The following is a 25,885-nucleotide window of genomic DNA, read 5'->3' on the forward strand; positions in this document are numbered from 1 at the left end:
TGTCCAGGCCTGGGGGGGGGCTAGACGTCCACCTCGGCGTCCAGGGCGTTCTCCTGGATGAACTCGCGGCGCGGCTCAACCAGATCGCCCATCAGGCGGGTGAACATGCCGTCGGCGTCGTCGGCATGGGCCACCTTCACCTGCAGCAGGCTGCGGGCCTCCACGTCCAGGGTGGTCTCCCACAGCTGGTCGGGATTCATTTCGCCCAGGCCCTTGTAGCGCTGGATGGCCAGGCCGCGGCGGCCGGCCTCCATGACGGCGTTGAACAGATCCAGCGGGCCGCGGACCTGGGTCACCTTGTCCCGGCGGGTGAAGCTGGCCGGCGCCGCGAAGGTCTCGGCCATGGACGCGGCGCGCTCAGCCAGACGCAGGGCGTCGGCGGCGTGCAGCAGCAGATCGTCCAGCACCACGCGCTCGGACACGCCGCGGCGGACGCGGCTGAACACATAGCCGCCGGTGGCCGCGGTCTCGCCGCTCCAGGGACCATCGCCCTCTTCGGCATAGAGATTCAGGCGCTTGGCCGCCAGGTCGAGGTCGCCGTTTTCCCCCAGCAGGCCGGCCAGGGCCGCCTGTTCGATGGCGAAGGCCGGGGCCCGGGAGGACAGGCGGTCCACATTGGCCTTGGCGCCGCGGGCGGTCTGGACCAGGGCGTGCAGATCGGCGCCCGCCAGTCGCTCGCCATTGGCCAGGGTGAGCGTAGCGCCCTCAACGCCTTCATTGACCAGGAAGGCCTCGAGCTCGGGGTCATCCTGCAGATAACGGACCGACTTGCCCTTGGTCGCCTTATAGAGGGGCGGCCGGGCGATATAGAGATAGCCCCGCTCGATCACCTGCGGCATCTGCCGGTAGAAGAAGGTCAGCAGCAGGGTGCGGATATGGGCGCCGTCCACGTCGGCGTCGGTCATGATGACGATCTTGTGGTAGCGGATCTTGTCGATGTTGAAGTCGTCGCGGCCGATGCCGGCGCCCAGCGCCGTGATCAGGGTGCCGATCTGGTCAGACGACAGCATCTTGTCGAAACGCGCCCGCTCGACGTTCAGGATCTTGCCGCGCAGGGGCAGGACCGCCTGATTTTCCCGGTTGCGGGCCTGCTTGGCCGAGCCGCCGGCGGAGTCCCCCTCGACCAGGAAGACTTCGGACTTGGCCGGGTCCTTCTCCGAGCAGTCGGCGAGCTTGCCGGGCAAGGAACTGATGTCGAGGGCCGACTTGCGCCGGGTCAGGTCGCGGGCCTTGCGGGCCGCCTCCCGGGCGGCGGCGGCCTCGGCGATCTTCTGGACGATGATCTTGGCTTCGTTGGGGTGTTCCTCAAACCAGGTCGACAGGCCCTCCGAAACCAGGCCTTCCACGGCCGGCCGCACCTCAGACGAGACCAGCTTGTCCTTGGTCTGGGACGAGAACTTGGGGTCCGGCACCTTGACCGACAGGACGCAGGTCAGGCCTTCGCGGGCGTCTTCGCCCGACAGGGAGACCTTCTCGCGCTTGGTGGCGCCGGAGCTTTCCGCATAGGAGGTGATCAGCCGGGTCATGGCCGAGCGGAAGGCCGCCAGGTGGGTGCCGCCGTCCTTCTGCGGAATGTTGTTGGTGAAGCAGAGGACGTTCTCGTGGAAGCCGTCGTTCCACCAGAGGGACAGGTCGATCTCGACGTTTTCCCGGCGGCCCCGGATGACGATCGGGTCGCGGAGCAAGGGCGTCTTGGCCTTGTCCAGGTGGCGGACGAAGGCCTCGATGCCGCCCTCATAGGCCATGACTTCTTCGAAGGGCTCGGCCCCGCGGAAGTCCTTCAGCCAGATGGTGACGCCGGAATTTAGGAAGGCCAGCTCCCGAAGCCGGTGCTCCAGGGTCTTCCGGTCGAAGTCGATGAAGGCGAAGGTGGTGGTGGACGGATAGAAGGTGAGCTCGGTGCCCGACAGGGGCAGACCGTTCTCGCGCATGGGCGCCTCGCCGGTCTCCACCAGGGGGGAGACCGTGTCGCCGCGACGGAACTCGATCTCATAGGCCTTGCCGCCACGATAGATCTTCAGCTTCAGCCAGTCCGACAGGGCGTTGACCACGGAAACACCGACCCCGTGCAGGCCGCCGGAGACCTTGTAGCTGTTCTGGTCGAACTTCCCGCCCGCATGCAGCTGGGTCATGATGACCTCGGCGGCGGAGACGCCCTCGCCCTCATGCATGTCGACCGGGATGCCGCGACCGTCGTCGGTGACGGTCACCGAGCCGTCGCCATTGAGGATCACCTCGACGCGGCTGGCATAGCCGGCCAGGGTTTCATCGATGGCGTTGTCGACCACCTCATAGACCATGTGGTGCAGGCCAGACCCGTCGTCGGTGTCGCCGATATACATGCCCGGCCGCTTGCGCACCGCGTCCAGGCCCTTCAGGACCTTGATGGACTCAGCGCCATATTCGGCCTGGCCATTGCTCGTCGGCGTCTGGTCGGCGCCTTGGGGCTCGTCACTCATGAGGTTCTTCTTACGCGTCCAGTAGGGCCAGGCCCGAAGCGTCCACCCGGACGCCCTGGGCTCGGCCGCGAAGGTCTTCGAACAGGTGCTCGTCGGTTCCGGTCAGGAAGGCCTGCAGGCCGAGCGCCTCGATTTCATCGAACAACGCCCCCCGCCGACGGCGGTCCAGGTGTGCTGCGACTTCATCCAATAACAATATAGGGTTTGGGGCTGATTCTGCACGCGAAAGTCTCGCCGCCTGGGCCAGGACCAGGTTCAGGATCAAGGCCTTCTGTTCCCCGGTGGAGCATTCGGCCGCCGGGCGGTCCTTCTCCAGGTGGATGACGGCGAGATCACCGCGGTGCGGGCCGGTGAGGGCGCGGCCGGCGCTGGCGTCCCGCTCCCGCGCTGAGGCCAGGGCGGTCACCAGCCGGGCCTCGATCTCCTCGGCCGCGACGCCGTCCTTGGCCATCTGCTCCCACTCGCCGGTGAGGGTCAGCCGGGCCTGGGGAAAAGGTCGCTCCCCCCGGCTGTCGATCTCGGCCTGCAGGTCCATGAGGCTGGCCGCCCGGGCGGTGGCCATCTGGGCCCCGGCCAGACCCATCCGCGCCTCCAGGGCGCCGAGCCAGGCGGGATCATTGGGACCGTCGGTCAAAAGGCGCATCCGCTCGCGCTGGGCCTTTTCATAGGCGCTGGCCTGGGCGGCGTGGCCGGGCTTGGCGGCGTAGACCAGGCGGTCAAAGAACCGGCGGCGCTCGGCCGCGCCCTCCAGGAACAGGCGGTCCTGGGCCGGGGTCAGCCAGACCTGGCGCTGCAGGTCCGACAACCGGCCAGGCGGCACGGTCTCGCCCTCAAGCCGCACGGTGCGACGGGCCGCCCCGGCGGCCTCAACGCCCGTGCCGACCTTCAGGGTCTCCTCGCCCAGCATGACCTCGGCGGCCACCGCCCAGGCCCGACCCCGCGCCTCGCCGGGCAGGCGCCGCCCGATCTCGGCCATGGCCGCGCCGCGCAGGCCCCGGCCGGCGGTCAACAGCGAGACCGCCTCAAGCAGGTTGGTCTTGCCCGCCCCATTGGGTCCAGCCAGCACCACGGGCCGGCCGTCCATCGCCAACTCGGTGCGGACATAGGACCGGAAGTCGGTGAGGGTCAGGCGGGTGAGGACGGCTCGGGTCACGCACGGCTCATAGCGGGTTTCGCGGGCGCGCGCGAAGCCTCCGGCTGACCAGGCCCTGGCTCGATCCGTGAGCCAGCAGACCTGCCACCTCAGACAGCGCCCTCGGGCCGGCGCCTTGCGGCGGGCGCCAGGCTTGAGATAGCGGTGCGTCATGACCCGTGGCGCCCCCCTGTTTGAGCCGTCTCCGCCGCAGGGCCGCGCTGACCGGGGGATGGTGGCGGCGGTCCTGGGCGCCCATGGCGCCAGCTGCTTCACCGGCTGGGACTTGGGTGAGGCTGATCTCGCGGATCTGGATCTGGCGGGATGCGTCTTCGCCCGGTGCCGGGCCGGCCGCGCCAGCTTCGCCAACGCCGACCTCACTGAGGGCCGGTTCGAGGCCTGTGACCTCAACAACACCAATTGGCGCGGCGCGCGGCTGGCGGCGGCCCATCTGGCGGACTGCAAGCTGACCGGCGCGCAGTTCCGGGAGGTCAGCGCGCTTGGACTGACCTTCGCCCGGTGCCTGCTGGTGAACGCCTATCTGCGGGGGGTGAGCTTTCGCAAGGCCGAGTGCGAGGCCCTGGATCTGCAGGGCGCCGATCTGGCCGGATGCGATTTCCGAGAGGCGGTCCTGCTGGACTGCAATCTTCGGGACGCCCACCTGGCCGAGGCCCGCTTCGAGGCCGCCGATCTGAGGGGCGCCGACCTGGGCGATCTGCGGCTGTCCGACGCCAGCCGGTTCCGGGGCGCCTTCATCTCCAAGGCCCAGGCGGCCCAGCTCCTGATCGGGCTGGGCCTGAAGGTGGTTTGAGGGCGGGCCTTTAGACCCGCAAGGGCATCAGCACGTACTGAACGTCGCTGTCGGCGGGATCGAGGACCAGGGCCGGATCGTTGGGGCCGCCAAAGCGGAACTCGGCCTCCGGCGCCGTGATCTGGTCGGTGACGTCCAGGATATAGCGGGCGTTGAAGGACAGCTCGAAAGCCTCACCGGAATAGTCGGCCTCGATCTCCTCAACCGCCTGGCCGGCCTCCATGTTGCGGACCGTCAGGATGATGCGCCCGGGCTCGATGGCCATGCGCACCGAACGGCTCTTCTCGGCCGAGATGGTGGCGACCCGGTCGACGGCCTTGGCGAACAGCTTGTTGTCCACCCGCAGGATGCGGTCGTTGTCCTTGGGGATCACCCGGCCGTAGTCGGGGAAGGAGCCATCGATGACCTTGGAGGTCAGGGCCGTGGCGCCCAGCTCGAAGCGCACCTTCTGGGGGGAAAGCTGCAGATCGATCTGCTCGCCGGCGTCGTCCAGCAGGCGCCGCGCCTCGCCGATGGTCTTGCGGGGCACGATGACGCCCGGCGCGCCCACGGAGCCCTCTGGCGCCGGCATTTCGGCGAGCGCCAGGCGGTGGCCGTCGGTGGCCACGGCGCGCAGCTTCTGGACCCCGCCATCATTGACCACGTGCAGATAGAGGCCGTTCAGATAGTAGCGGGTCTCTTCGGTGGAGATGGCGAAGCGGGTCTTGTCGATCAGCCGGATGAGTTCGTTGACATCGACGCCGATCCGGGCCGACAGGCCCTCGGCCGACATGACCGGGAAATCCCCGGCCGGCAGCACCGGCAGGTTGAATCGCGAGCGGCCCGCCTGGACGGTCAGGCGGGGGTCTTCGCCGGTGAAGCTCAAGGAGACATCAGCCCCCTCCGGCAGCTTGCGGACGATTTCATAGAGGGTGTGGGCCGGCGCGGTGATCTGGCCCGGTTGGTCGACCTGGGCCAGGGCCTCGTCGGTGATCTCCAGGTCCAGGTCCGTGGCCGAGAAACTCAGTCGCTCACCCTCGGCCGAGAGCAGCACATTGGACAGGATCGGGATCGTGTTGCGCCGCTCGACGGCGCTTTGCACATGACCCAGCGCCTTGAGGAGCGCCGCCCGTTCGATCGTCAGCTTCATGATTCCGTCCGAACCTCCCTGCGCCGGCGAGACGATTCGCCCGCGCCCCCCGGGTGGAGGGGACTTGGGACTTTACTCATTTGGTCAGCCTGCGAAAGCCCTGGCGGGGCCGAACAGGCCGGTTCCGCCTCAGGCCTTGGTGTCGACAGCGCCGCCGGCCTCTTCGGCCTCGCCCGCGGCATAGGGGTTGGCGCCGGCGCTCTCAGTGGGCGGGGGCGCCAGATCAGCGCCCGAGCCCTTGGCGGCCACCACCACCATGGCCGGGCGCACGATGCGGCCAAACAGCTCATAGCCACTCTGCAAGGTTTGCAGGACCCCGCCTGCGCCCACGTCGGCGGCGGGCTGCTCCATCATGGCCTGATGTTTGTGCGGATCGAACTTCTCGCCCCGGGGGGGCTCGATCTTCTTCAGGCCATTGCCTTCGAAGGCGGTCTGAAGCGCCTTCTCGGTCATCTCGACGCCCAGCACGAAATTCTTCACGGCCGGATCGTCCAGGTCGGCCGGCGCAGCGGCCGTGGCCCGGGACAGGTTGTCGGCCGCGCCCAGCAGATCGCGGGCGAACTTCTGGATGGCGTACGCCCGGGCGTCATTGGCCTCGCGCTCGGCGCGGCGCTTGGTGTTTTCGGCCTCGGCGGCGAAGCGCAGCACCTGTTCCTTCAGGGAGGCGTTCTCGGCCTTCAGGGCCTCCAGCATCTCGATGGCGGCGTCGGCGACGGCCTCGGTTTCAGCCGGCGTGTGATCGTCGGACATTCTCTAGTTCCTTACGCATTCATCACCTGGCCCAGCACCTTGGCGGTGTAGTCCACCAAGGGGATGATCCGGGCATAGTTCAGGCGGGTCGGGCCGATCACCCCGATCGCGCCCAGCACCTTCTGTCGACCCGTCATATAGGGCGCGGCGATCACGGAGGAACCCGAAAGCGAAAACAGACGGGTTTCTGCGCCGATGAAAATGCGCACCCCTTGCGCCTCGCGCACCCCGTCCAGCAGGCCGATCAGCTGTTCCTTCTGCTCCAGATCGTCGAACAGCATGCGAACCCGCTCCAGATCCTCGAGCGCGTCGCGATCCCCCAGAAGGTTGGCCCGGCCGCGCACGATCAGGGCTCGGTTGGCGCCGTCGCCGCCGCCCCAGGCGGCGAGACCGTCCTCCACCAAGCGGGCGGCCTTGGCGTCCAGCTCCCGGCGAGACCGGTCCAGGTCGAGGCTGACCTCGCTACGGGCGTCGTCCAGGGTCTTGCCGCGGAGCTTGGTGTTGAGGAAGTTGGAGGCCTCCTGCAGGGAGGACGGGGTGACCCCGGCGCCGAGGGCCATGAGCCGGTTCTCCACGGTGCCATCCTCGAACACCATGATGGCCAGGGCCTGATCGCCGCCCAGGGCGACGAACTCCACATGCTTGACCTCGGCGTCGCGCACCGGGGTCACGACCACGCCCGCTCCCCCCGCGAGGCCTGACAGCAGCGATGAGGCCTCATTGAGGGCCTCCTCGAAGCTGCGCCCCTGGACCCGAAGCCTGGTTTCGATCAGGCGGCGCTCGTCCTCGCCCACATCGCCGACCTCCAGGAGGCCGTCGACGAACAGGCGCAGGCCTGCATGGGTCGGCAGCCGCCCGGCGCTGGAATGAGGGGCGCCCAGCAGGCCGAGCTGGGTCAGATCCTGCATGGTGTTGCGGATCGAGGCCGGGGAGAGGGAAACGCCCCCCCGGGACAGGGTTCGTGAGCCGACCGGGTCGCCGGTGTCGAGATAGCTCTCAACGATGCGGCGGAAAATGTCGCGCGCCCGCTCGTCCAGTTCGGCGAGCGAGGGCCCGCGGGAGAGCAGTGGTGTGTTCACGTTCTGACGGCCGGAGCCTTCACCTGTTGCGGGGGCCCATGGACGGGCGGTTCAGTTTTAGGATAAGCGCGCGCCACGGCCGTGCAAGTGACGCGGCGCCTTGACGGTATCGATACCACGCCGTCACCGACCTCAGGAAAGGTTCTCGCCATGCGCCCCTCGCAACGCGCCCCCGACATGCTGCGCGCCGTGACCCTCGAGACCGGGGTGAACCGCTATGCCGAAGGCTCCTGCCTCGTCTCCTTTGGCCACACCAAGGTGCTGGTCACCGCCAGCCTGGAGGAGGGCGTGCCCCCCTTCCTGCGCGGCCGTGGCCAGGGCTGGGTGACGGCGGAGTACGGCATGCTGCCGCGGGCCACCCACACCCGGGGCCGCCGGGAGGCCGCTCAGGGCAAGCAGTCGGGCCGCACCCAGGAGATCCAGCGTCTGATCGGTCGCTCCCTGCGCGCCGTCACCGATATGAAGGCCCTGGGCGAGCGGCAGATCTCCCTCGACTGTGACGTCATCCAGGCCGACGGCGGCACCCGGACGGCCTCGATCACCGGCGCCTGGGTCGCCCTGCGCCTGGCCACCCGCTACCTGATGGACGAAGGCGTGATCACCGCTGACCCGATCCTCGACCAGGTGGCCGCCGTCAGCTGTGGGGTCCACCAGGACCTCCCGGTGCTCGACCTGGACTACGAGGAGGATTCCGACGCCGAGGCCGACGCCAACTTCGTGCTCACGGGGGTGGGCGACATTGTCGAGATCCAGGCCACCGGCGAGAAGCGCGGCTTTACGCAAGGTGAGTTCGACGCCCTGTTCGGCCTGGCCCGCAAGGGCATGGACGAGCTGTTCGCCCTGCAGCTGGCCGCCGTCGCCCGTTAAGCTGGGCGCCAGACGCAAAACGGCCGGGTGCGGGGTTCCGCATCCGGCCGTTCTGGTATCCTGAACCTCACTGAGGCCGAAGGGGGTGAACCCTAGAGGCCGATCAGCAGGTCGCGCTGGGCCGAAGGCGGCATGCGAGCCAGTTCATTGGCCAGCGGCGCCATCCAGCGGGCCAGGAAGCGTTCGATCGCTGCAAACATGTTCTGTCCCTTTGTGCAGTGCAAAATGTTGCATCGCACATAGGCCTGAGGGCGTTGCTCCGCAACGCTATCGGCACAAAAACTGACAGCTGCGATGCGAGATCACGGGGATGTGTTGTCGCGACGCAACATTCTTCCCTGCTGGCCCCTTAGTCCTCCTCGCCAAAGCCCTCATCTCCCGGCCCGGGCTCATAGTGCAGCAGGTCCCCGGGCTGGCAGTCGAGCTCGCGGCACAGGGCGGCCAGGGTCGAGAAGCGCACGGCCCTGGCCTTGCCGGTCTTGAGGATGGACAGGTTGGCGATGGTGACGCCGACCCGGTCGGCCAGTTCGGTCAGCGACATGCGCCGTTCCAGCAGCACGCGATCAAGAAGCACGCGGATTGGCACTCTAGGCGCTCCTCAAATGGTCAGTTCGGCTTCGCGGCGCAGGCGGGCGCCCTCGCGAAACACCTCGGCCAGGACAAAGACCACCAGCACGGAAAACCACGCCGTCAGGCTGAGCGACGGCTCCACCGCGTTGGTGTCCGGGAGGATGGCGCTGGACAGGGCCCAGAAGGCGTAGCGGCCCAGCTCCAGCCCGGCCAGGATCAGCCCCACCATGCGCAGCCGGCGCACATTGTCGGGATGGAAGGGGTCCCCGGCGGTCAGGGTGGCGAAGATCTTCCGAAGCTGGGCCACGATGACCAGGACCCCGCCCATATAGATCGCCGCCGCCAGCAGGCCGAGGGTCATGACGGGCCCCCGGTTCTCCACCTCCTCGCCGCCGGCGGTGACCGCGATATCGGCCAGCAGCTCCGGGTTGAAGGAGAAGAGCAGGGCCGCCAGCATCAGAACGCCAACGACGCTGACCCCGATCCAGAGGGCTACATAGACCACGTCGAGGATGATCTTGAGAAAGCTCGACACCGAGCCTGGCCCCAGAGCGCGCATGGTCTTCTAGCCCCCGCCTTGTCTCTGCCGCAGCCTAGAGGATGCCGGCGCCGGCGACCACGGTGACGATGGGCAGGACGGCGAGGCACAGGGCGCAGGCCAGGGCGAAACGCTCGAAACCGTTGGAGAAGGCGAAGCGGGGCATGGGTTTTTATCCTTAATCGATGGGCGCCCGGGGGCGGGAAGGGTGGGCGGAGCGCCTTGGCTCCATGCCGTTAGTCGATACGGGCGCACTGTTTTTCGATCAAGAACTTTATCGAGAAACGATATTAAATCGCCGTAAGAATGTGGCTGATCTGTCATCTGGCCGGCCTGGGGGAAGCCGGGGGGCGAGGCGGTTTGCCCGGCGCGCCTGGGCTGCCTATGTTCGCGCCATCTCACGAAAGGATGGCCGATGGCCCTGAAGCTCGAACCCGGCGCGCGGCTGGTGGTGGCCACCCACAATCCCGGCAAGGCCCGGGAGCTGGCGGCGATCCTGGAGAACCGCTTTGACCTGGTGACCGCTGGCGAGCTTGGCCTGCCCGAGCCGGACGAGACCGAGACCACCTTTGTCGGCAACGCCCTGCTCAAGGCCCGGGCCGCGGCCCGGGGGTCAGGTCTTGTGGCGCTCGCCGATGATTCCGGGCTCAGCGTCGCAGCCCTGGACGGGGCGCCTGGGGTGTTTTCGGCCCGCTGGGCGGGACCCGACAAGGACTTCGCCCTGGCCATGTCCAAGGTGGAGGAACGCCTTGAGGCCACCGGCCAGAAGGACCGCGCCGCCTGGTTCACCTGCGCCCTGGCGGTGGCCTGGCCCGACGAGGGCCCGGCCCTGGTGGTGGAAGGCCGGCTGGATGGCCAGCTCACCTTCCCCGCCCGGGGCGATCGGGGCTTCGGCTATGATCCCATCTTCACCCCGATGGGAGGCCGCGAGACCTTTGGCGAGATGGACCCCGCCGCCAAGGACGCCATGAGCCATCGGGCGCTGGCCTTCGCCAAGCTCAAGGCCGCCCTGCTTTGAGCCCAGCTGCGCAGGCGCCCCCCCAGGCCCCCCTGGGGGTCTATGTGCACTGGCCCTACTGCGCGCGGATCTGCCCCTACTGCGACTTCAACGTCTATCGCGACCGGGGTCGGGGGGACGAGCAGGTCGCGCTCGTCGCCGCCATTGTCCAGGATCTGACAACCCAGGCGGCGCTCACCGGGCCGCGCACCCTGGTCTCGGTCTTTTTCGGAGGCGGCACCCCCTCATTGATGGATCCCGCCGCAGTGGCTCAGATCCTGGAGACCGCCCGGCGGCTCTGGACGCCGGCGGCCGATCTCGAGGTCAGCCTGGAGGCCAATCCCACCGACGCCGAAGCCAGCCGGTTCTCGGCGCTGGCCCAGGCGGGGGTGGGGCGTCTGTCCCTCGGCGTACAGGCCCTGGATGACGCCGCGCTGGCCTTTCTGGGCCGTGACCATGACGCCGCAGCCGCCCGCCGGGCCCTGACGATCGCCGGCCGAACCTTCCCGCGCCTGTCCCTCGACCTGATCTATGCCCGGCCGGACCAAACGCCAGAGGCCTGGGCGGCGGAACTGGCCGAGGCCCTCGACCATGGTGCTGAACATGTCTCGCCCTACCAGTTGACCATTGAGGCGGGGACCGCATTCGACCGGGCCGTGCGCCGCGGGCGCATTTCGCCTCCGGGCGACGAGGTGGGCGCCGCCCTGTATGAAATCACCCAGGCGGTTCTGGGAGCGGCAGGTTTCGAGGCCTATGAGGTCTCCAACCACGCCCGGGGTCCAGGCACCCGCTCACGGCACAATCTCGTCTACTGGCAGGGCCTGGACTATGTCGGGGTCGGGCCCGGCGCCCACGGGCGGATCACCCGTGGCGGCGTTCGTCACGCCACCGAAGCTCGGGCGCGTCCAGGGGACTACATCGCCGCGGTGGCCGAATCAGGCCGGGGTTTCTCCGAGCTTGAAGCGCTCACCCCGGTGGTCGCGGCCGAGGAGCGGGTGCTGAGCGGCCTGCGCATCTGGCCTGGGGTGACTTTCGCGGAAGTGGCGCCCCTGGGCCTCTCGCCACGTCAGGGACGGGTTACAGCCCTTGTGGCGGCGGGGTTGCTGAAAGAAGACAATCTCAGGTTGATCGTCACCCCAGAGGGGCGGCTGCTGCTTGACCACGTGACCCGCCGGTTGCTGGTCTGATTGCGACGCTTGCTTTGCGGGCGCTGACCGGCGAACCCTTGTCCGATGGCCCATCCCGTCGCTCCGCCCCCCCTGTCCGACGCGCCTCTGGCGCCGGGCCTGTACATCGTCGCCACGCCTATCGGAAATCTGCGTGACATCACACTTCGCGCTCTGGATGTACTCGCCGCGGCCGACCTGATCCTGGCCGAGGATACCCGGGTGACCGGAAAGCTGTTGGCGGCGTTCAAGATTTCCGGGCGCATGGAGCGGCACGATGAGCACGCCGCCGAACGGGCGCGGCCCAAGGCCCTCGCCGTCCTGGAGCAGGGCGGGCGGGTCGCCCTCGTCTCGGACGCGGGCACCCCGCTGATTTCCGACCCGGGCTACCGCATGGTTCGCGAGGCCGCCGCGGCGGGTTTTCCAGTCCACCCGATTCCGGGGGCCTCGGCCCTGCTGGCCGGGCTTTCGGTGGCGGGTCTGCCGTCGGACCGCATCCTGTTCGCCGGCTTCCCCCCGCCCAAGAGCGCGGCGCGTCGGACCTTCCTGCAGGAGGTGGCCGGCCTGCGGGCCACTCTGGTGTTCTTTGAGGGCGCTTCGCGCCTGGGGGAGTGCCTGACGGACATGGCCGAGGTCTTCGGCCCCCGGGAGGCGGTGGTCTGCCGTGAATTGACCAAGCTCTATGAGACGGTGGTCCGCGGCCCCCTGGATGTGTTGGCGGCCGATCCCGCCCTGCAGGCGCCCAAGGGTGAGATCGTCATCCTGGTCGGGGCCGGCCGCGAGGTGGAGGCGACGGCGGCTGACGCCGACATGGCCCTGCGCGAGGCCCTGGCTCGCCTGAAGCCTGCCGACGCCGCCGGCGAGGTGGCCAGGGCCCTGGGTCTGCCTCGGCGCGACCTCTACCGTCGGGCGCTGGAGCTGAAGGCGGATCAGGCCCATGGGGAGGTCTGACCCCGGCCGGGCCCCACGTCTCCGTCAGGTCCGCGGCGCTCAAGCCCGGCGAAGCGGCGCCCGGGCCGAGGCCTGGGCGGCGGTGTGGCTGATGCTCAAGGGTTACCGAATCCTCGGCTTCCGCCTGCGCACCCGACAGGGCGAGATCGACCTGCTGGCCCAGAAGGGCGGCGTGCTGGCGGTCGTGGAGGTCAAGAGCCGGCTAGCCCTTGATGACGCCCTGGAGGCGGTGGCGCCGGAGCAGCGAGCCCGCCTGCGCCGCGCTGGCGCGGCGGTGGCGGCCAGCCAGCCGCGCCTCAAGGACCTGCCGGTGCGGCTGGACCTCATCGCCCTGGCCCCGGGCCGCCTGCCGCAGCATCAGGCCGACGCCTGGAACGGCGCATGAGGGCGTGGGCATGACCCGAGACGAGGCGGAAGCCGTCATCGGCCAGGCCGGCGCCCTGGGGCAGGGCGCCGACTTCCCGCTGCTGGAGGCGGCCATCGCCTGCGCGGTTCACGAGGACCCCGCCCGGGACCCCCAGCCGGTCAGGGACCTGGCCGCCATCGGTGTGGAGCGCCTGACCGCGCGCCTGCGAAGGGAGAGCCAGGAGGAGGCCCTGGCCGAGGCCATGGCTGGGGATTTGGGCCTGTCGGGAGACCTTTTCACCTACGATGACCCCGACAACGCCGACATCATCGCCGTCGCCCACCGGCGCAAGGGCCTGCCGGTCGCCCTGGGGATCCTCTATCTGCACGTGGCCGAGCGTGGCGGATTGAACGTCAAGGGCGTGGACTTTCCAGGCCACTTCCTCCTGCGCATCGACACGCCGGAGGGCCCCCTGGCGCTGGACCCGTTCAGCGAGGGCCGGGTGGTCCTGCCCTCGGAGCTGACCCGCAGGGCGCTGCATACAGGCCTGACCCCCAATGTGGCCGACCGCCTCGACCTGCTGATGGCGCCTGCCCCTGACCGAGCGGTGCTGATCCGGCTGCAGAACAATGTCTTCGCCCGCGCCGCCGCGGCCGGCGACTTCCCCCGGGCCGAACGGGCGGCCCTGCGGCGGGCGCTTCTCGACCCACAGGACCATCGTCCCTGGCTCGATGTCGCCACGGCCCGGGAGGGGCAGGGCGCCCTGGCCGGCGCTCTGGAGGCTCTGGCCAGGGCCGGCGAGCTGGACCACGGGGCCGCCCTGGCCGCCCGGGTGCAACGCGAGCGGGTGCGGCTGCGGCTCAACTGAGCCGCCTGGCTCTGGCGCTCGCCGCCGCCGCCGCCTATGTCGAAGAAGCTGTTGAACCGGGAGCACGCCATGGCCTTGAAGGTCGCCGTCCAGATGGACCCCCTCGAATCGATCAACATCGAGGGGGATACGACCTTCCTGATGATGCTCAGCGCCCAGGCCCGTGGGCACAGCCTGTGGGTCTACACCCCTGACAAGCTGTCCCTCGAGAGCGGCAGGGTGACGGCGAGGGGGCGTTCGGTCACGGTCCAGGACGTCAAGGGCGCCCATGCAAGCTTCGGCGACTGGGAGCGGCGGGATCTGACCGAGATGGACGTGGTCCTGCTGCGTCAGGACCCCCCCTTCGACATGGCCTATATCACCGCCACCCACATCCTTGACGCCATCCATCCGCAGACCCTGGTGGTCAACAATCCCACCGAGGTGCGCAACGCACCGGAGAAGCTGTTCGTCACCAGCTTCCCCGGCGTCCAGCCCCCGACCCTGATCACCTCGGACATCGAGGCCATCTACGACTTCCGCGCCCGGCACGGGGATATCGTGCTCAAGCCGCTCCACGGATACGGCGGCTCGGGGGTCGCCCGCCTGCTGGCCGATGATCCCAACCTGGACGCGCTTCTGGAGTTGCACGCCGCGATTGGCCGCGAGCAGGTCATCGTGCAAAAATTCATCCCCGCCGTCTCCAAGGGCGACAAGCGCATACTGCTGGTGGATGGCGAGCCCGTCGGCGCGATCAACCGCGTGCCTGGCGCCGGTCAGATACGCTCTAACCTCCGGGTCGGAGGCCGCGCCGAGGCGGTGGAGTTGACCGCCCGGGACCGCGAGCTCTGCGATATTATCGGCCCAGAGCTCAAGACCCGCGGCCTTATGTTCGTCGGCATAGATGTGATCGGCGAGTACCTCACCGAGATCAATGTCACCTCGCCCACCGGCGCACGTTCATTGCTGACCTTCACCGGGATCGACGCGACCGATCTGATGTGGGCGAGGGTCGAGGCGATCCGCGCCGGGGCATAGGATAGCCCCGGAGGCCGCCTCTCGCATTTCAGGATTGTCGTAGCTTCCCATTAAGTTCTATGTTTGTTCGTGATATGGGCCGCCCTGGATGCGGCTCTGTGGATAATCTCGCCCTTGGGGTGGGTTTTGATCCAGACGGACGATGGCCGGGCGGGGAGAACAGCCATGGCGGGGGTGGTGACGGTGGCCTTCGACGGGGTCGAGGCCCGGCGGGTGGATGTGGAGGTCCAGCTCACGGGCGGGGCGGTGGCCTTTGTCGTGGTGGGTCTGGGGGACAAGGCCGTGGCCGAGAGCCGCGAGCGGGTCCGGGCGGCCTTCGCCGGCCTGGGTCTGGCCCTGCCGGCGCGTCGGATCATTGTCAATCTCGCCCCGGCTGATCTGCCCAAGGAGGGCAGCCACTATGACTTGCCCATCGCGCTCGCCGTCATGTCGGCCATGGGCATCATTCCGCCGGACGCCCTGAGCGGCTGGGCCGCGGTGGGGGAGCTTTCCCTGGATGGCCGCATCGTTCAGGTGGCCGGGGCCCTGCCTGCCGCCGTCGCGGCCGGCGGCATGGACCTTGGCCTGATCTGCCCCGAGGCCTGCGGAGCCGAGGCCGCGTGGTCGGGCGAAACCCGCATCCTCGCCGCCCCGTCCCTGATCGCGCTGGTCAATCACTTCCGCGGAACCCAGATGCTGTCGCCGCCGCAGCCCGGGCCCGTGGTGGAGGGGGAGCGGGCGCCCGACCTCCGGGACGTGAAAGGCCAGGAAAACGCCAAGCGCGCCCTGGAGATCGCCGCGGCCGGCGGTCACAACCTGCTGTTCATGGGACCGCCAGGTTCGGGCAAGTCGATGATGGCCGCACGGCTGCCGGGCCTTCTGCCGCCCCTGTCGGCGGCCGAACTGCTTGAGACCTCTATGATCCATTCCGTGGCTGGCCTGATCGCCAAGGGAGAACTGACCCGCCAGAGGCCATTCCGGACCCCGCACCATTCCGCCAGCATGGCCGCCTTGACCGGCGGCGGGCTGAAGGCCAAGCCCGGGGAAATCTCCCTGGCCCACAACGGCGTGCTGTTCCTGGATGAACTGCCGGAGTTCTCCGCCCAGGCCCTGGACAGCCTGCGCCAGCCCCTGGAGACCGGCGAGGTGGTGGTGGCCCGGGCCAACGCCCACGTCCGCTATCCGGCGCGGTTTCAGCTGGTGGCGGCGATGAACCCCTGTCGCTGCGGGGTCGGCGGGCCGGGCCGCGGCGCCTGTGGTCGGGCGCCCCGCTGCCAGAGCGACTACCAGCGCAAGATTTCCGGTCCGATGATGGATCGCATGGATCTGGTGGTCGAAGTTCCCCCCGTCACCGCCGCCGACATGGCCCTGCCGCCGCCAGCTGCGGGCACGGCCGAGGCCGCCGCCCGGGTGGCGCGGGCGCGGGCGATCCAGCTGGATCGGGCCGCCGCGGCCGGCGAGACCGCCGCCCCGCTCAACGCCCAGGCGTCAGGCGAGCGGCTGGAGACGATCGCGCAGATGGAGCCGGCGGCCCGGGCGCTACTGTCGAAGGCCGCCGAGGGGGCGGCGCTGACGGCGAGGGGCTGGACGCGCACTCTTCGCCTGGCGCGCACGATCGCCGACCTTGAAGGGTCCGAAGCGGTGCGGCGTGTCCATCTGGCCGAGGCGCTGATCTATCGACGGGTCTCGGCGGAGGGGACCCCGGCGCTGACGGGCTGACTCCGATGTATCCAGGCGCCGGCCGCCAGGGCGCCCAGGGTCAGATAGCTCCAGATCACCAGGCCCCAGCGGTAGGGTAAGGCGGGAACTCCCTCATCGACGCCCATGGCGACGTGGGTGACAATGCCCAGCAGTTGGAACGCCGTGGCGAACAGCAGCCACAGGCGATCCGTGGTTAGGGCCAGGAACAGCAGATAGGCCAGAAACAGGGCGTCGACGCCCAGGACGCCCCATTGAAGGCCCGCAAGGTCGCGGTCATAGGCCAGGGGGGTCAGAAACCAGGCCGCCACATTGGCCACCGCCACCCGCTTCTCCGGAATCCCGCCCCGCCAGAGCGCGGCGCCGGACACCAGGACCATGGCGACGAACCAGATCTGCTGCGGAAGGACGGCGAAGTACAGGGCTGGGGCCCCCCGATGGGTGTGCGCCCCTCAAGGTGGCAGAGGCCGGCCACCAAGCAAAGGCGCCGGCCTCAATGGACGGGGGATGGATCAGGCGGCGTTGACGTCGCCCACCGCGCGCAGCGAGGGGGCGCGGGCCGGTTCAGCCGGCTTGGGCGCCCCGTCACCGTACAGCACGGCCCCCAGGCCGATCTGCTTCTGAGCCAGGCTCAGTTCCTTGTGCGCCTCAATCACCGCCCGACGGGCTTCAGCCAGGGCGGTGATGGACCGGCTCGTCCATTCCACGGCCTCCTGTCCGATCAGGGCCGACAGTCCGGCCTGGGCGCGAAGGCCGGGCATGACGCCAGCTAGGGCGGCGGTCTTGGCGAGGGCGACATCGATGGCGGTTTCGGCCTCGAAGAGGCTGGCGGCTACCTGATCGGCGTACATGCGACGTTGCTTGAGCATGGGGGATCTCCTTCCCGTCGGCGCACAAGCGCCGGGGACATGATGTAAAAAAGAGCTGGCTCTAGGTCGTCTGGACGACGTGCCGCAGGGAGAAGAGGTCTGCGGGAAGTGGTCAGACCAGGGTGGCGAGCGCCTGAAGGCCGGCCAGGACGCCCCCGAAGGCGAGGGCCGATCCGATGGCGATGGCGAGGATCAGGCCGACCCGCGCGCCCGGGCCTAGATCGCGGGTGCTACCGCTTCGCCAGGATGGAAATTCTCGTCCAGCAGCACCCAGGTGAGACAGAGGATCTCCCGCATCACCATTTCCGGGGGCTTGAAGGCCGATAGCTTGCGGGTGGCTGAGACCAGATGCGTCACCATCTCGGCCTGGACCGATGAGGCCGCCAGGTCGGTCAGCTGGCGCTCCAGTTGATCCCAGGCGAAACCCGGCATCGACTCCGCCTGAGGCGAGGGTTTCGGCCACTTTTCCTCGAAGGCCTCGATCTCGCGTCTGAGGTGCAGGGCGCGGTTCACTGACGCCCGCCGATCCTCGCCGTTCCAGTGCTTCATGGGTCTCGCCTCCTGATGAGGCTCCACCCGACCATGCGCCTCGGCTGGCGTCTGTCCTGACCGTGTCCTGTCCTGACGCGATCAGGACAGACCCCGTCGCGCCGTCGCCGTCGCGCTCATGGTCGGCCAGCAGCCGCGCGGCGTGGTAGCGGTCGTTGACCCCCAGCTTGCGGCGGGCGCGGTCGCAGTAGGTGTCGACGGAGGTCTTGGACATTCCAAGCTCGCGGGCGATCTGCTTGGAGCTGAAATGACGGTCCACCAGGCGCAGGCAGTCGCGTTCCCGCACGGTCAGCAGTTCCACCTGTTGGCTCATGACCTTCATCCCCACTGGATGGCTTCACTACACGCTATGCGGGGGGCTGCGTCCATCTCCCCTCGTCAAACGTATAGCCGAACAGAAGAGGTCGCTCAGAGGTTGAGCGTCAAGATGGAGCCGAAGATGAATTTGACGGAGCCGGACGCGAAGACGGACGTCGACAGCATCGATCAGGCGATCGGCGCGCGGGTCCGCGCCCGCCGCCGGTCCCTCAGCATGAGCCAGTCCGATCTCGCCGATCGGCTGGGCGTCTCATTCCAGCAGGTTCAGAAGTATGAGCGGGGCGCCAATCGCATCTCTGGCTCGACCCTGGTGACCGCCAGCCGCGCCCTCCAGACCACCGTCAGCTGGCTGGTGGGCGAGGAAGCCCATGAGAGCGCCGCGCCAGATGAGGCCTTCACCGCCCTGATGACGCCGGGCGCCCTGGAAATGCTGGAGGCCTACCGGGTCATTCCTCGACCCCGGGCGCGACAGGCGCTGCTGGCGCTCGCCCGGGAAATGGCCCGTGGGGATGACCTGCCCGGCGGGCTTTGACGGCCCGTTAAACGGCGTCGGGCTAGGCTCCCGCCATGGGACTCCCAGCCGACGACATTGATGGGCCAGACGGCCAGGGCGAACGGATCAGCACGGGCCAGCTCGCCGCCCTCAGCCATGAATTCCGCACGCCCCTGAGTGGCGTGCTGGGGATGGCGCGCCTTCTGGAAGGCACCCGGCTCAGCGCCGAGCAGAGGGCCTATGTCAGCGCCATGCGCGACTCTGGCGAACACCTGCTGGGTCTCGTCAACGAATTGCTCGACTTCGCCCGCCTCGGCGCAGGCAAGATTGAGCTGCGGGCCGCGCCGGTTCCGGTGGAGGATCTGCTGCGCGCGGTCTGCGAGCTGCTCAGCCCCCGGGCGCACGAGAAGGGCCTCGAGATCGCCTGGGCCTCTCCGGACGCCGACGCCGTGCTGATCGCCGATGAGAGCCGGCTTCGTCAGATCCTGCTCAACTTCGCCGGCAATGCGGTCAAGTTCACCGCCAAGGGGGGCGTCCTGCTGGACGCCGCCCCCACGAGGGACGGCCGCTGGCGGTTTACGGTGACCGATACCGGCCCTGGTGTCAGCCAGTCGGCCCGGGACCTGATCTTCGACGCCTTCGCCCAGTCCGACCCCAGCCATCAGCTCACCGGCTCGGGCCTCGGCCTGGCCATCGCCCGGCGCCTGGCCCTGGCCATGGACGGGGAGGTCGGGGTTGAGACCGCCCCCGATGGCGGCGCGGTGTTCTGGTTCGAAGCGCCCCTGGAGACCCTGGCGGCGAGCAGCCAGGCTCAGGTCCTGCCTCTGGCCGGCCTGCGGGTGGGGATCGCCTCCGCCAACCCCGTGGTGCGGGAGGCCGCCAGCCGCCAGGTTCTAGCCTGCGGCGGGGAGCCTGTGGTCGCCGATCAGGTGGAGGCGCTGCTGCCCCTCACCGGTCCCCAGGACGTCCTGCTGCTCGACCATGCCCTGGGACAGGCCGGGCGCAAGGTGCGTCGGCCCTTCGACCGTCCAGCCCTGATCCTGCTGGCCCCCGAGGAGCGGGATCGCATCGCCCGCTACCGGGCCTCGGGCTTCTGCGGCTATCTCATCAAGCCCCTGCGCCGCGCCTCCCTGGCCGAGCGGGTGCTGGCGGCTCTGCACAGCGCCGCCGACCAGCCTCAGGCCCCGGATGATGACCGGGTCGCCCCGGCTGCGGCGCCTGGCGCCCGGGTGCTGCTGGTGGAGGATAATCCCGTCAACGCCCTGTTGGCCCGCACCCTGCTGACCCGCGAAGGGTGCAGCGTGGACCACGCCCTGACCGGTCACGAGGCCCTGGCGGCGCTGCAGGTGGGGACCTACGATCTGGTGCTGATGGACATGCGCCTGCCCGACATTACCGGCGAAGAGACCACCCGGCGGCTGCGGTCAGCCGGCGTCGAGACCCCCGTCGTGGCCTTGACGGCCAACGCCTTCCAGGAAGACCAGGAAGCCTGCATGGCGGCTGGGATGAACGGCTTTCTGGTCAAGCCCCTGGCTGTGGAGGCCCTGCGAGGGGTCCTTTCCCGCTGGGCTCGCCGACCGATGGCCGAGGCGGTCTGGACGGAAGCCTCCGACCGCGCCAAGTTCGGCTGAATCTGGCGGGGCGTCCCGCCTCGGGGAGACGCCATGAACACCCAAGACGCTGGCCAGACGCCCGCGCCGAAGCCCAGCCTGCTTTCGGCCCTGACCGTCTATGGGGAGCGGCGGGCCCTGATCATGCTCGCCCTGGGGTTCGCCTCGGGCCTGCCCAACCTGCTGATCTTCGACACCCTGTCGGCTTGGCTGCGGGAATCGGGGCTGTCCCTCCAGGTCATCAGCATCTTCTCCCTGGCGACGCTCGCCTATTCGATGAAGCTGCTCTGGGCGCCGCTGGTGGACCGGACGAAGATTCCATGGCTGACCAACCGCCTGGGACATCGACGCTCCTGGATGCTGGTGGCGCAGGTCGCGGTGATGATCGGCCTCTGGCTGGTGGCCGGCGGCGACCCGGTGCGGAACCTTGGCATGATGGCCCTGCTGGCGGTGCTGGTGGCGTTCGCCGGGGCCACCCAGGACATCGTCATCGACGCCTGGCGGATCGAGGCGGCTGGCGAGACCCGTCAGGGCGCCCTGGCGGCGGCCTATCAGTGGGGCTATCGGATCGCGATCATTGTCGCGGGCGCCGTCCCGCTGATCCTGGCCCAGCAGTACAGCTGGAATGTCTCCTATCTGGTCATGGCCGCCCTGATGCTGATCGGGGTCGCCGGCGTCCTGGGCGCCCCGCGGGAGGCCCAGCACATCGTCCGGGCGATCAATCTGGAGGGCGTGCCCTCCCGGCCTGGCCTTGAGCTGCCCGAATGGCTGGCCCGGCTGACCCTGGTGCTGGCTGGCGCGGTGGTGCTCGGCTCCGGGCTCGCCGGTTCGGCCGACATCCTGGCCCAGGGACTCGCTGCGATCGGTCAGGCCGGCGCGGGTGAGGGCCTGGTGGCGGCCTGGACCAGCCGTCCCTGGGGGGTGTTTCTGCAGGTCGGCGCCGTGCTGGTCGGGGGCGGGCTGATCGTCCTGGCGGCCTTCCCGATTCCAGGCTTTCGCACCCGACCTGGCGTCTATCTGTCAGCGGCCCTGTTCGATCCGTTCATTGACTTCTTCGACCGCTATCGCGGGACCGCGGCCCTGATCCTGGCCCTGATCTGCCTCTATCGGCTGGCGGACTTCGTCCTCAACATCATGACCCCCTTCTATCTGGACCTGGGTTTCACCCTGGTGGAGATCGCCGAGGTGCGGAAGGTGTTCGGGGTGGCCATGTCCATGCTGGGGGTCTTTCTGGGGGGTCTGGCTGTGGCCCGGTTCGGGCTGCTTCGGGCCCTTTTGATCGGCGCCTTCGCCGGACCCTTGAGCAATCTTGTCTTCGCCTGGCTGGCGATCGAGGGGGCGTGGCTGCCGGCCCTGTTCGTGGCCATCGGCGTGGACAATGTGGCCGGTGGTTTCGCGGGCACCTGTCTGATCGCCTATATGTCCAGCCTGACCGGCCAGGGCTTCACGGCCACCCAGTATGCGGTCTTCTCGTCCTTCTATTCCCTGCCAGGTAAGCTTCTGGCGTCCCAGTCTGGCCGCATCGTCGAGAGCACGGCCGCTGCGGCTGAGGCCGGCGGAGCCCTGGGCGCCTTCAAGGGACTTTTCGCGGGCCTGCCGGCGGAAGCTTATGCCAGCGCCGTGGAGAAGTCGGGGGTCAGCGCGGCCGCCCTGGGGACTGGCTACCTGCTGTTCTTCATCTATTCGGCCCTGATCGGCGTGGTGGGCATCGTCCTGGCCTTCATGGTCGCCGCCCGCCAAAAGCCGCCAGAGGCTCAGTTATTCGAGGCGGCGCCAGAGGGGGCTTCCGTCTCGCCGCCGGCCTGACCCGCCACCTCGGGGCGCGCCCCGTCTGGCAGGACTTCAGGCGCCGGCATGGTCGCAGGCGTTCCGCGGCCGGGCCGGGCGTTGGCCGCGCCGGGCGCAATACAGATCACCTGCGCCACCCGGAGGTCTCGGCGCAGGTTGTCAGCCACCCGGCCATAGTTCTCCGGCGTCACAGGCTCGCCCACGGCGAAGCTCGCGGGCTGGCGACCCGAGGCGGTCAGGGCAGTGAGCACGGTCTCCGGAGACGTCGTATAGATGCGCCCCCGGCGGGGAGCCTCGGCCACCGTCACGCCGATCACCCGCCCGCCGCTGTCCAGGGCCGGCGCGCCCGACAGACCAGCGAGGGTGCCGGCCAGACCGTCGGTGCGGCCGGTCTCGGCCCAGACGAGCACAGATTCCGTCCGCTCGCCCCGTCCGCGCACCACCAGGTTCTCCCGGCCCAGCAGTCGGGAGGTCGCCTCGCCCGCCCGGCCCTGGGGATAGCCCGGATGGAAGGCCCGATCGCCGCGACGCAGGGTGCGGTCCAGGCCGAGCGGCAAGGCTGGCGCGCCGCCTTCGGTCACCAGGATGGCGGCTTCGCCGCGGGGATCGATGAACACCTCGGCGTCCACCCCTCGGCCGTCGGCGACCATGATGGCGGCATGGCTGCAACCTTCGACCACATGGCGGGCGGTCATCCAGACGCCGTCGTCGGATACGGCGAAGGCCGTGCCGGCGCCGGGCTCTGCGGTCTGTGGCACCTCGACCACCACGGCCGGATCGAAGGGCGAGGCCGGCCCCAGGGGCAGGCCTTCTTCCCCCGGCACCGGCGGCGGCGGCGGCGGCGCAGCCGCGTTCTCCTGCCGGCCCACGGCTGAGATCAGCAGGGCCAGGACGACGGCGGCGTAGACGAGCCAGTCCGGGAGGCGGGGAAAGTGCATCAGGCGGTCAGGGCGCCACGGCTGCGGCGAGGATCAGGGCGGTGGCCAGCTTGGCCCCCACCAGCAGGGCGGCTGCGGCGACCTCGCCGTCCTGAATGCGTTGGGGCAGGCCCCGCAGCAGCAGGTCCACAACCCTGAACACCAGCAGCTGGACCATGACCGTCGAGACCCCCCAGATGACGATCTCCACCAGGGAGGTCGAGGAGTTCAGCGACAGGGCGAGCGGCGCGGCCAGGCCGACCAGGACGCCCCCCAGGGAGATGGCGGCCGCGGCGTTGCCGTCGCGGATCAGGGCGACCTCCTTGTGCGGAGTCAGCAGCACATAGAGCGCGGCCCCCAAGAAGAGGATCAGCACCGCGACGCCGGCGTGCAGCAGGGTGGTGGGAAAACCGATGGCGAAGGCCTGGATTTCCGGAGACTGAAGGTCGGGGGGCATGGCGGCTCACCTCGGCGGCGTCGGGAGGGGGATGGTTAGCACGAGGTCTGGCGCTACAAGCAAGCAGTTCAGGCCGCAGGTGCGTCCTTCGCTTGAAGGGCGAGCGCTTCCTGGTCCAGACGCCGCCGCTCGCTGGCGCGCATCTTCTCGCTCTCCGACTTGAGCTGACCGCAGGCGGCCAGGATGTCCCGACCCCGCGGTGTGCGGATCGGCGAGGCGTAGCCGGCCCGGTTCAGAATCGCGGCGAAGGCCTCGATGGTCTTCCAGTCCGAGCACTCATAGGGCGAGCCTGGCCAGGGATTGAACGGGATCAGGTTGATCTTGGCCGGAACGCCCTTGATCAGGTTGAGCAACGCCTTGGCCTCGGCCGGGCTGTCGTTCACGCCTTTGAGCATGACGTATTCGAAGGTCACCCGACGGGCGTTGGACAGGCCCGGATAGGCCCGGATGCCGTCCATCAGCTGCGCGAGGGGATATTTGCGGTTCAGCGGCACCAGCTCGTCGCGCAACTCATCATTGGTGGCGTGCAGCGAGATGGCCAGCATGGCCTGGGTCTGGTCGCCTAGGGGGATCAGCTCCGGCACCACGCCCGAGGTCGAGACCGTGATCCGCCGGCGCGAGATGGCGATGCCCTCATTGTCGGCGATGATGTCGATGGCGCCGGCCACATGGGGCAGATTGTAGAGCGGTTCGCCCATGCCCATGAAGACGATGTTGGAGAGCCGGCGGTCTTCCTTGGGGCTCGGCCACTCCTCCAGGTCGTCCCGGGCCACCTGCACCTGGGCGACGATCTCGGCGGCGGTCAGGTTGCGCACCAGGGCCTGGGTGCCGGTGTGGCAGAAGGTGCAGTTGAGCGTGCAGCCGACCTGGCTGGAGACGCACAGCGCGCCTGATCGGCCGACATCGGGGATATAGACCGTCTCGACCTCGATGCCCGGCGCCATGCGGATCAGCCACTTGCGGGTGCCGTCGCGGGAGACCTGGCGCTCGACCACCTCTGGCCGCGCCAGGGTGAAGGCGGCGTCGAGGGCCGCCCGGGTCTCCTTGGCCACGTCGGTCATGGCGGCGAAGTCGGTGAGGCCATAGTGATGGATCCAGCGCCACAGCTGGGTGGCCCGCATCTTGGCCTTGTCCGGGCGCACCACGCCGGCCTCGATCAAGGCGGCGGCCAGCTGCGGCCGGGTCAGCCCCGACAGGTTCGGCCGGGTCGGCGTCGCCACAGGCTTCGCGCGCGAAAGATCGAGGGTGACGCCCAAGGGTCTGAACTCACTGTCTGGAAGATCAGCCAATATAGGCGAGGGCGAGCGCGCTTCCAACTCATGGGCGGATGACGCGACGGAAGACGCGGCGGCGGCAGGCCTCAAACAAATGTTCGTCTGCGACCTTCCGCCGCCGCCGGGCCTGGGTTAGCGTCCGCGCCAATCGGATAATCGGACGCGGGAGAACGACATGAAGGCAGTGCTGAGCAAGGTGACGGGCGGTCCTGAGACACTGGTTGTCGAAGACGTTCCTGCGCCCACCGCCGGCCCCGGCCAGGCGTTGATCTCGGTGAAGGCCGTCGGCGTCAACTTCCCCGACGTGCTGATGATCGAGGACAAGTACCAGTCGCGGCCCCCGCGCCCCTTCTCGCCAGGCGGCGAACTGTCGGGCGTGATCAAGGCCGTCGGTGAGGGCGTCACCAATGTGAAGGTGGGCGATCGCATCCTGGCCAATACGGGCTGGGGCGGCATGGCCGAAGAGGTGGCCCTGCCGGCCAACCGCCTGTGGCACATCCCCGACAGCATGCCCCATGATGTGGCCGCAGCCTTCATCCTGACCTATGGCACCTCCTTCCACGCCCTGAAGCATCGGGGCCGGGTGAAGGCGGGCGAGAGCCTGCTGGTGCTGGGCGCCGCCGGCGGCGTCGGGCTGGCGGCCGTTGAGCTGGGCAAGGCGATGGGCATGCGGGTCGTCGCCGCCTGCTCCAGCCAGGAAAAGGTCGATCTGGCCATCAAGCACGGCGCCGATGAAGGCGTGGTCTATGGCCGTGGCCCCTTCGACCGCGACGGCCAGAAGCAGCTGTCGGAACTGTTCAAGTCCAAGGCCGGTCCGGGCGGCTTCGACGTCATCTATGACGCCGTCGGCGGCGACTATGCGGAGCCTGCCCTGCGCACCATCGCCTGGGAAGGCCGCTACCTGGTCATCGGCTTCGCGGCCGGCGAAATTCCGAAGATCCCCCTGAACCTGACCCTGCTGAAGGGCTGCGAGATCGTCGGCGTCTTCTGGGGCACCTGGGCGGCCAAGGATCCCGAGGCCTTCGCCCAGAGCGTCAAGGATCTGCTGGCGCTCTATGCCGAGGGCAAGATCAAGCCCCATGTCTCCGAACGCTTCCCCCTGGACAAGGGCGCCGACGCCATCGCCCACCTGGCCAGCCGCAAGGCCATGGGCAAGGTGGTCGTCACCGTCGACTGATCCCGATCTCGGCGGCGGGGGTGGAAGCAGCTTCCCCTCCCGCCCGTCGCGCCAGATTCTTTAGGCCGAGCGCGTT

The 25,885-nt window shown here is 69.1% G+C and carries 26 protein-coding genes and 2 pseudogenes; 14 read left to right on the plus strand and 14 right to left on the minus strand.

Annotated elements, in window-relative coordinates; translation table 11 throughout:
• Positions 1-20: 20 nt before the first annotated feature.
• Entirely contained in the window at positions 21-2,459 is a 2,439-nt protein-coding gene (gene gyrB / locus Q8K84_RS01485) for a DNA topoisomerase (ATP-hydrolyzing) subunit B (protein ID WP_305279913.1), read from the minus strand.
• A gap of 10 nt (positions 2,460-2,469) precedes the next feature.
• Positions 2,470-3,612: a DNA replication/repair protein RecF gene (gene recF / locus Q8K84_RS01490; RefSeq protein WP_305279914.1), complete on the minus strand. Its 1,143-nt coding sequence runs from the start codon at positions 3,610-3,612 to the stop codon at positions 2,470-2,472.
• Between the two features lie 151 nt (positions 3,613-3,763).
• Between recF and Q8K84_RS01495 the strand changes: the two genes are divergently transcribed.
• The gene (locus Q8K84_RS01495; RefSeq protein WP_305279916.1) at positions 3,764-4,402 is read left to right on the plus strand and encodes a pentapeptide repeat-containing protein; all 639 of its coding nucleotides are present in this window, start codon (positions 3,764-3,766) and stop codon (positions 4,400-4,402) included.
• 10 nt (positions 4,403-4,412) lie between these two features.
• Here Q8K84_RS01495 and dnaN read toward each other — a convergent pair whose 3' ends face one another.
• The 3 genes from dnaN to hrcA form a co-directional block, all read right to left on the minus strand.
• Positions 4,413-5,531 carry a DNA polymerase III subunit beta gene (dnaN, locus tag Q8K84_RS01500; protein WP_305279918.1) on the minus strand — a complete coding sequence of 373 codons (1,119 nt, stop codon included), beginning with the start codon at positions 5,529-5,531 and terminating at the stop codon, positions 4,413-4,415.
• Between the two features lie 129 nt (positions 5,532-5,660).
• Complete coding sequence (gene grpE / locus Q8K84_RS01505) at positions 5,661-6,281, minus strand: nucleotide exchange factor GrpE (protein ID WP_305279920.1); 621 nt, start codon at positions 6,279-6,281, stop codon at positions 5,661-5,663.
• Positions 6,282-6,292: 11 nt separating this feature from the next.
• Positions 6,293-7,360: a heat-inducible transcriptional repressor HrcA gene (gene hrcA / locus Q8K84_RS01510; RefSeq protein WP_305279923.1), complete on the minus strand. Its 1,068-nt coding sequence runs from the start codon at positions 7,358-7,360 to the stop codon at positions 6,293-6,295.
• 150 nt (positions 7,361-7,510) lie between these two features.
• On the opposite strand from hrcA, the gene rph reads away from it, so the two are divergent.
• On the plus strand, positions 7,511-8,227 hold the full coding sequence (rph, locus tag Q8K84_RS01515; RefSeq protein ID WP_305279925.1) for a ribonuclease PH: 717 nt from the start codon (positions 7,511-7,513) through the stop codon (positions 8,225-8,227).
• Positions 8,228-8,576: 349 nt separating this feature from the next.
• Here the strand turns inward: rph and Q8K84_RS01520 are convergent, their stop codons facing one another.
• Both Q8K84_RS01520 and Q8K84_RS01525 read right to left on the minus strand, forming a co-directional pair.
• Entirely contained in the window at positions 8,577-8,813 is a 237-nt protein-coding gene (locus Q8K84_RS01520; protein WP_305279927.1) for a helix-turn-helix transcriptional regulator, read from the minus strand.
• 12 nt (positions 8,814-8,825) lie between these two features.
• Positions 8,826-9,356: a DUF2975 domain-containing protein gene (locus Q8K84_RS01525; protein WP_305279928.1), complete on the minus strand. Its 531-nt coding sequence runs from the start codon at positions 9,354-9,356 to the stop codon at positions 8,826-8,828.
• 394 nt (positions 9,357-9,750) lie between these two features.
• Here Q8K84_RS01525 and rdgB point away from each other — a divergent pair, with 394 nt between their 5' ends.
• The 7 genes from rdgB (at position 9,751) to Q8K84_RS01560 (ending at position 16,378) form a co-directional block, all read left to right on the plus strand.
• Positions 9,751-10,353: an RdgB/HAM1 family non-canonical purine NTP pyrophosphatase gene (gene rdgB, locus Q8K84_RS01530; RefSeq protein ID WP_305279930.1), complete on the plus strand. Its 603-nt coding sequence runs from the start codon at positions 9,751-9,753 to the stop codon at positions 10,351-10,353.
• Positions 10,350-11,519, plus strand: a complete 1,170-nt coding sequence (gene hemW / locus Q8K84_RS01535; RefSeq protein ID WP_305279931.1) for a radical SAM family heme chaperone HemW — start codon at positions 10,350-10,352, stop codon at positions 11,517-11,519. The genes rdgB and hemW overlap by 4 nt, the downstream gene beginning before the upstream one ends.
• A 45-nt stretch (positions 11,520-11,564) precedes the next feature.
• Complete coding sequence (rsmI, locus tag Q8K84_RS01540) at positions 11,565-12,449, plus strand: 16S rRNA (cytidine(1402)-2'-O)-methyltransferase (protein ID WP_305279934.1); 885 nt, start codon at positions 11,565-11,567, stop codon at positions 12,447-12,449.
• Positions 12,436-12,834 carry a YraN family protein gene (locus tag Q8K84_RS01545; RefSeq protein ID WP_305279937.1) on the plus strand — a complete coding sequence of 133 codons (399 nt, stop codon included), beginning with the start codon at positions 12,436-12,438 and terminating at the stop codon, positions 12,832-12,834. The genes rsmI and Q8K84_RS01545 overlap by 14 nt, the downstream gene beginning before the upstream one ends.
• 10 nt (positions 12,835-12,844) lie before the next feature.
• Complete coding sequence (locus tag Q8K84_RS01550; protein ID WP_305279938.1) at positions 12,845-13,663, plus strand: SirB1 family protein; 819 nt, start codon at positions 12,845-12,847, stop codon at positions 13,661-13,663.
• A 69-nt stretch (positions 13,664-13,732) separates the two neighbouring features.
• Positions 13,733-14,680 carry a glutathione synthase gene (gene gshB / locus Q8K84_RS01555; RefSeq protein ID WP_305279940.1) on the plus strand — a complete coding sequence of 316 codons (948 nt, stop codon included), beginning with the start codon at positions 13,733-13,735 and terminating at the stop codon, positions 14,678-14,680.
• Between the two features lie 165 nt (positions 14,681-14,845).
• Positions 14,846-16,378 carry a YifB family Mg chelatase-like AAA ATPase gene (locus Q8K84_RS01560; protein ID WP_305279944.1) on the plus strand — a complete coding sequence of 511 codons (1,533 nt, stop codon included), beginning with the start codon at positions 14,846-14,848 and terminating at the stop codon, positions 16,376-16,378.
• On the opposite strand, the gene Q8K84_RS01565 is transcribed toward Q8K84_RS01560, so the two are convergent.
• Positions 16,333-16,737, minus strand: coding sequence for a hypothetical protein (locus tag Q8K84_RS01565; protein WP_305279946.1), 405 nt, complete (start codon positions 16,735-16,737; stop codon positions 16,333-16,335). The genes Q8K84_RS01560 and Q8K84_RS01565 overlap by 46 nt on opposite strands.
• Before the next feature lie 132 nt (positions 16,738-16,869).
• Complete coding sequence (locus Q8K84_RS01570) at positions 16,870-17,226, minus strand: hypothetical protein (RefSeq protein ID WP_305279948.1); 357 nt, start codon at positions 17,224-17,226, stop codon at positions 16,870-16,872.
• A 79-nt stretch (positions 17,227-17,305) separates the two neighbouring features.
• On the opposite strand from Q8K84_RS01570, the gene Q8K84_RS01575 reads away from it, so the two are divergent.
• Complete coding sequence (locus tag Q8K84_RS01575; RefSeq protein ID WP_305279950.1) at positions 17,306-17,446, plus strand: hypothetical protein; 141 nt, start codon at positions 17,306-17,308, stop codon at positions 17,444-17,446.
• Here the strand turns inward: Q8K84_RS01575 and Q8K84_RS01580 are convergent.
• Both Q8K84_RS01580 and Q8K84_RS17340 read right to left on the minus strand, forming a co-directional pair.
• The gene (locus Q8K84_RS01580; RefSeq protein ID WP_305279952.1) at positions 17,443-17,775 is read right to left on the minus strand and encodes a hypothetical protein; all 333 of its coding nucleotides are present in this window, start codon (positions 17,773-17,775) and stop codon (positions 17,443-17,445) included. The two genes, Q8K84_RS01575 and Q8K84_RS01580, sit on opposite strands and share 4 nt — an antisense overlap.
• Positions 17,776-17,917: 142 nt before the next feature.
• Positions 17,918-18,097 (minus strand): annotated as a pseudogene (locus tag Q8K84_RS17340) (response regulator transcription factor); the annotation flags it as partial.
• A 117-nt stretch (positions 18,098-18,214) separates the two neighbouring features.
• Between Q8K84_RS17340 and Q8K84_RS01585 the strand changes: the two are divergent.
• Genes Q8K84_RS01585 through Q8K84_RS01595 form a run of 3 tightly spaced genes read left to right on the plus strand, consistent with a single transcriptional unit; the run spans position 18,215 to position 22,002 of the window.
• Positions 18,215-18,625, plus strand: a complete 411-nt coding sequence (locus Q8K84_RS01585) for a helix-turn-helix domain-containing protein (RefSeq protein WP_305279957.1) — start codon at positions 18,215-18,217, stop codon at positions 18,623-18,625.
• Between the two features lie 35 nt (positions 18,626-18,660).
• Positions 18,661-20,217: a response regulator gene (locus Q8K84_RS01590; RefSeq protein WP_305279959.1), complete on the plus strand. Its 1,557-nt coding sequence runs from the start codon at positions 18,661-18,663 to the stop codon at positions 20,215-20,217.
• Between the two features lie 33 nt (positions 20,218-20,250).
• Positions 20,251-22,002 (plus strand): MFS transporter, encoded by a 1,752-nt coding sequence (locus Q8K84_RS01595; protein ID WP_305279961.1) that lies wholly within the window; start codon positions 20,251-20,253, stop codon positions 22,000-22,002.
• 95 nt (positions 22,003-22,097) lie between these two features.
• Here the strand turns inward: Q8K84_RS01595 and Q8K84_RS01600 are convergent.
• The 3 genes and pseudogenes from Q8K84_RS01600 to rlmN all read right to left on the minus strand — a co-directional run.
• A pseudogene (locus tag Q8K84_RS01600) lies at positions 22,098-22,922 on the minus strand (serine protease); the annotation flags it as partial.
• A 7-nt stretch (positions 22,923-22,929) separates the two neighbouring features.
• On the minus strand, positions 22,930-23,358 hold the full coding sequence (locus tag Q8K84_RS01605; protein ID WP_305279963.1) for a DUF350 domain-containing protein: 429 nt from the start codon (positions 23,356-23,358) through the stop codon (positions 22,930-22,932).
• Positions 23,359-23,426: 68 nt separating this feature from the next.
• The gene (gene rlmN, locus Q8K84_RS01610) at positions 23,427-24,614 is read right to left on the minus strand and encodes a 23S rRNA (adenine(2503)-C(2))-methyltransferase RlmN (RefSeq protein WP_305279966.1); all 1,188 of its coding nucleotides are present in this window, start codon (positions 24,612-24,614) and stop codon (positions 23,427-23,429) included.
• A gap of 193 nt (positions 24,615-24,807) precedes the next feature.
• On the opposite strand from rlmN, the gene Q8K84_RS01615 reads away from it, so the two are divergent.
• Positions 24,808-25,809 (plus strand): NADPH:quinone oxidoreductase family protein, encoded by a 1,002-nt coding sequence (locus Q8K84_RS01615; RefSeq protein ID WP_305279967.1) that lies wholly within the window; start codon positions 24,808-24,810, stop codon positions 25,807-25,809.
• Positions 25,810-25,885: the final 76 nt, after the last annotated feature.

It is taken from the genome of Phenylobacterium sp. (assembly GCF_030679875.1).
GTDB lineage: Bacteria > Pseudomonadota > Alphaproteobacteria > Caulobacterales > Caulobacteraceae > Phenylobacterium.

What these genes read in the sequence shown, in the direction of transcription:
- Q8K84_RS01580 (WP_305279952.1), bottom strand. Translation starts at nt 17,775, where the DNA reads ATGAAGCACTGGAACGGCGAGGATCGGCGGGCGTCAGTGAACCGCGCC.
- Q8K84_RS01565 (WP_305279946.1), bottom strand. Translation starts at nt 16,737, where the DNA reads ATGGTCCTGGTGTCCGGCGCCGCGCTCTGGCGGGGCGGGATTCCGGAG.
- Q8K84_RS01495 (WP_305279916.1), top strand. Translation starts at nt 3,764, where the DNA reads ATGACCCGTGGCGCCCCCCTGTTTGAGCCGTCTCCGCCGCAGGGCCGC.
- dnaN (WP_305279918.1), bottom strand. Translation starts at nt 5,531, where the DNA reads ATGAAGCTGACGATCGAACGGGCGGCGCTCCTCAAGGCGCTGGGTCAT.
- Q8K84_RS01545 (WP_305279937.1), top strand. Translation starts at nt 12,436, where the DNA reads ATGGGGAGGTCTGACCCCGGCCGGGCCCCACGTCTCCGTCAGGTCCGC.
- Q8K84_RS01590 (WP_305279959.1), top strand. Translation starts at nt 18,661, where the DNA reads ATGGGACTCCCAGCCGACGACATTGATGGGCCAGACGGCCAGGGCGAA.
- gyrB (WP_305279913.1), bottom strand. Translation starts at nt 2,459, where the DNA reads ATGAGTGACGAGCCCCAAGGCGCCGACCAGACGCCGACGAGCAATGGC.
- Q8K84_RS01595 (WP_305279961.1), top strand. Translation starts at nt 20,251, where the DNA reads ATGAACACCCAAGACGCTGGCCAGACGCCCGCGCCGAAGCCCAGCCTG.
- Q8K84_RS01615 (WP_305279967.1), top strand. Translation starts at nt 24,808, where the DNA reads ATGAAGGCAGTGCTGAGCAAGGTGACGGGCGGTCCTGAGACACTGGTT.
- rph (WP_305279925.1), top strand. Translation starts at nt 7,511, where the DNA reads ATGCGCCCCTCGCAACGCGCCCCCGACATGCTGCGCGCCGTGACCCTC.
- gshB (WP_305279940.1), top strand. Translation starts at nt 13,733, where the DNA reads ATGGCCTTGAAGGTCGCCGTCCAGATGGACCCCCTCGAATCGATCAAC.
- Q8K84_RS01560 (WP_305279944.1), top strand. Translation starts at nt 14,846, where the DNA reads ATGGCGGGGGTGGTGACGGTGGCCTTCGACGGGGTCGAGGCCCGGCGG.
- rdgB (WP_305279930.1), top strand. Translation starts at nt 9,751, where the DNA reads ATGGCCCTGAAGCTCGAACCCGGCGCGCGGCTGGTGGTGGCCACCCAC.
- Q8K84_RS01550 (WP_305279938.1), top strand. Translation starts at nt 12,845, where the DNA reads ATGACCCGAGACGAGGCGGAAGCCGTCATCGGCCAGGCCGGCGCCCTG.
- Q8K84_RS01570 (WP_305279948.1), bottom strand. Translation starts at nt 17,226, where the DNA reads ATGCTCAAGCAACGTCGCATGTACGCCGATCAGGTAGCCGCCAGCCTC.
- Q8K84_RS01525 (WP_305279928.1), bottom strand. Translation starts at nt 9,356, where the DNA reads ATGCGCGCTCTGGGGCCAGGCTCGGTGTCGAGCTTTCTCAAGATCATC.
- grpE (WP_305279920.1), bottom strand. Translation starts at nt 6,281, where the DNA reads ATGTCCGACGATCACACGCCGGCTGAAACCGAGGCCGTCGCCGACGCC.
- rsmI (WP_305279934.1), top strand. Translation starts at nt 11,565, where the DNA reads ATGGCCCATCCCGTCGCTCCGCCCCCCCTGTCCGACGCGCCTCTGGCG.
- Q8K84_RS01605 (WP_305279963.1), bottom strand. Translation starts at nt 23,358, where the DNA reads ATGCCCCCCGACCTTCAGTCTCCGGAAATCCAGGCCTTCGCCATCGGT.
- Q8K84_RS01585 (WP_305279957.1), top strand. Translation starts at nt 18,215, where the DNA reads ATGAATTTGACGGAGCCGGACGCGAAGACGGACGTCGACAGCATCGAT.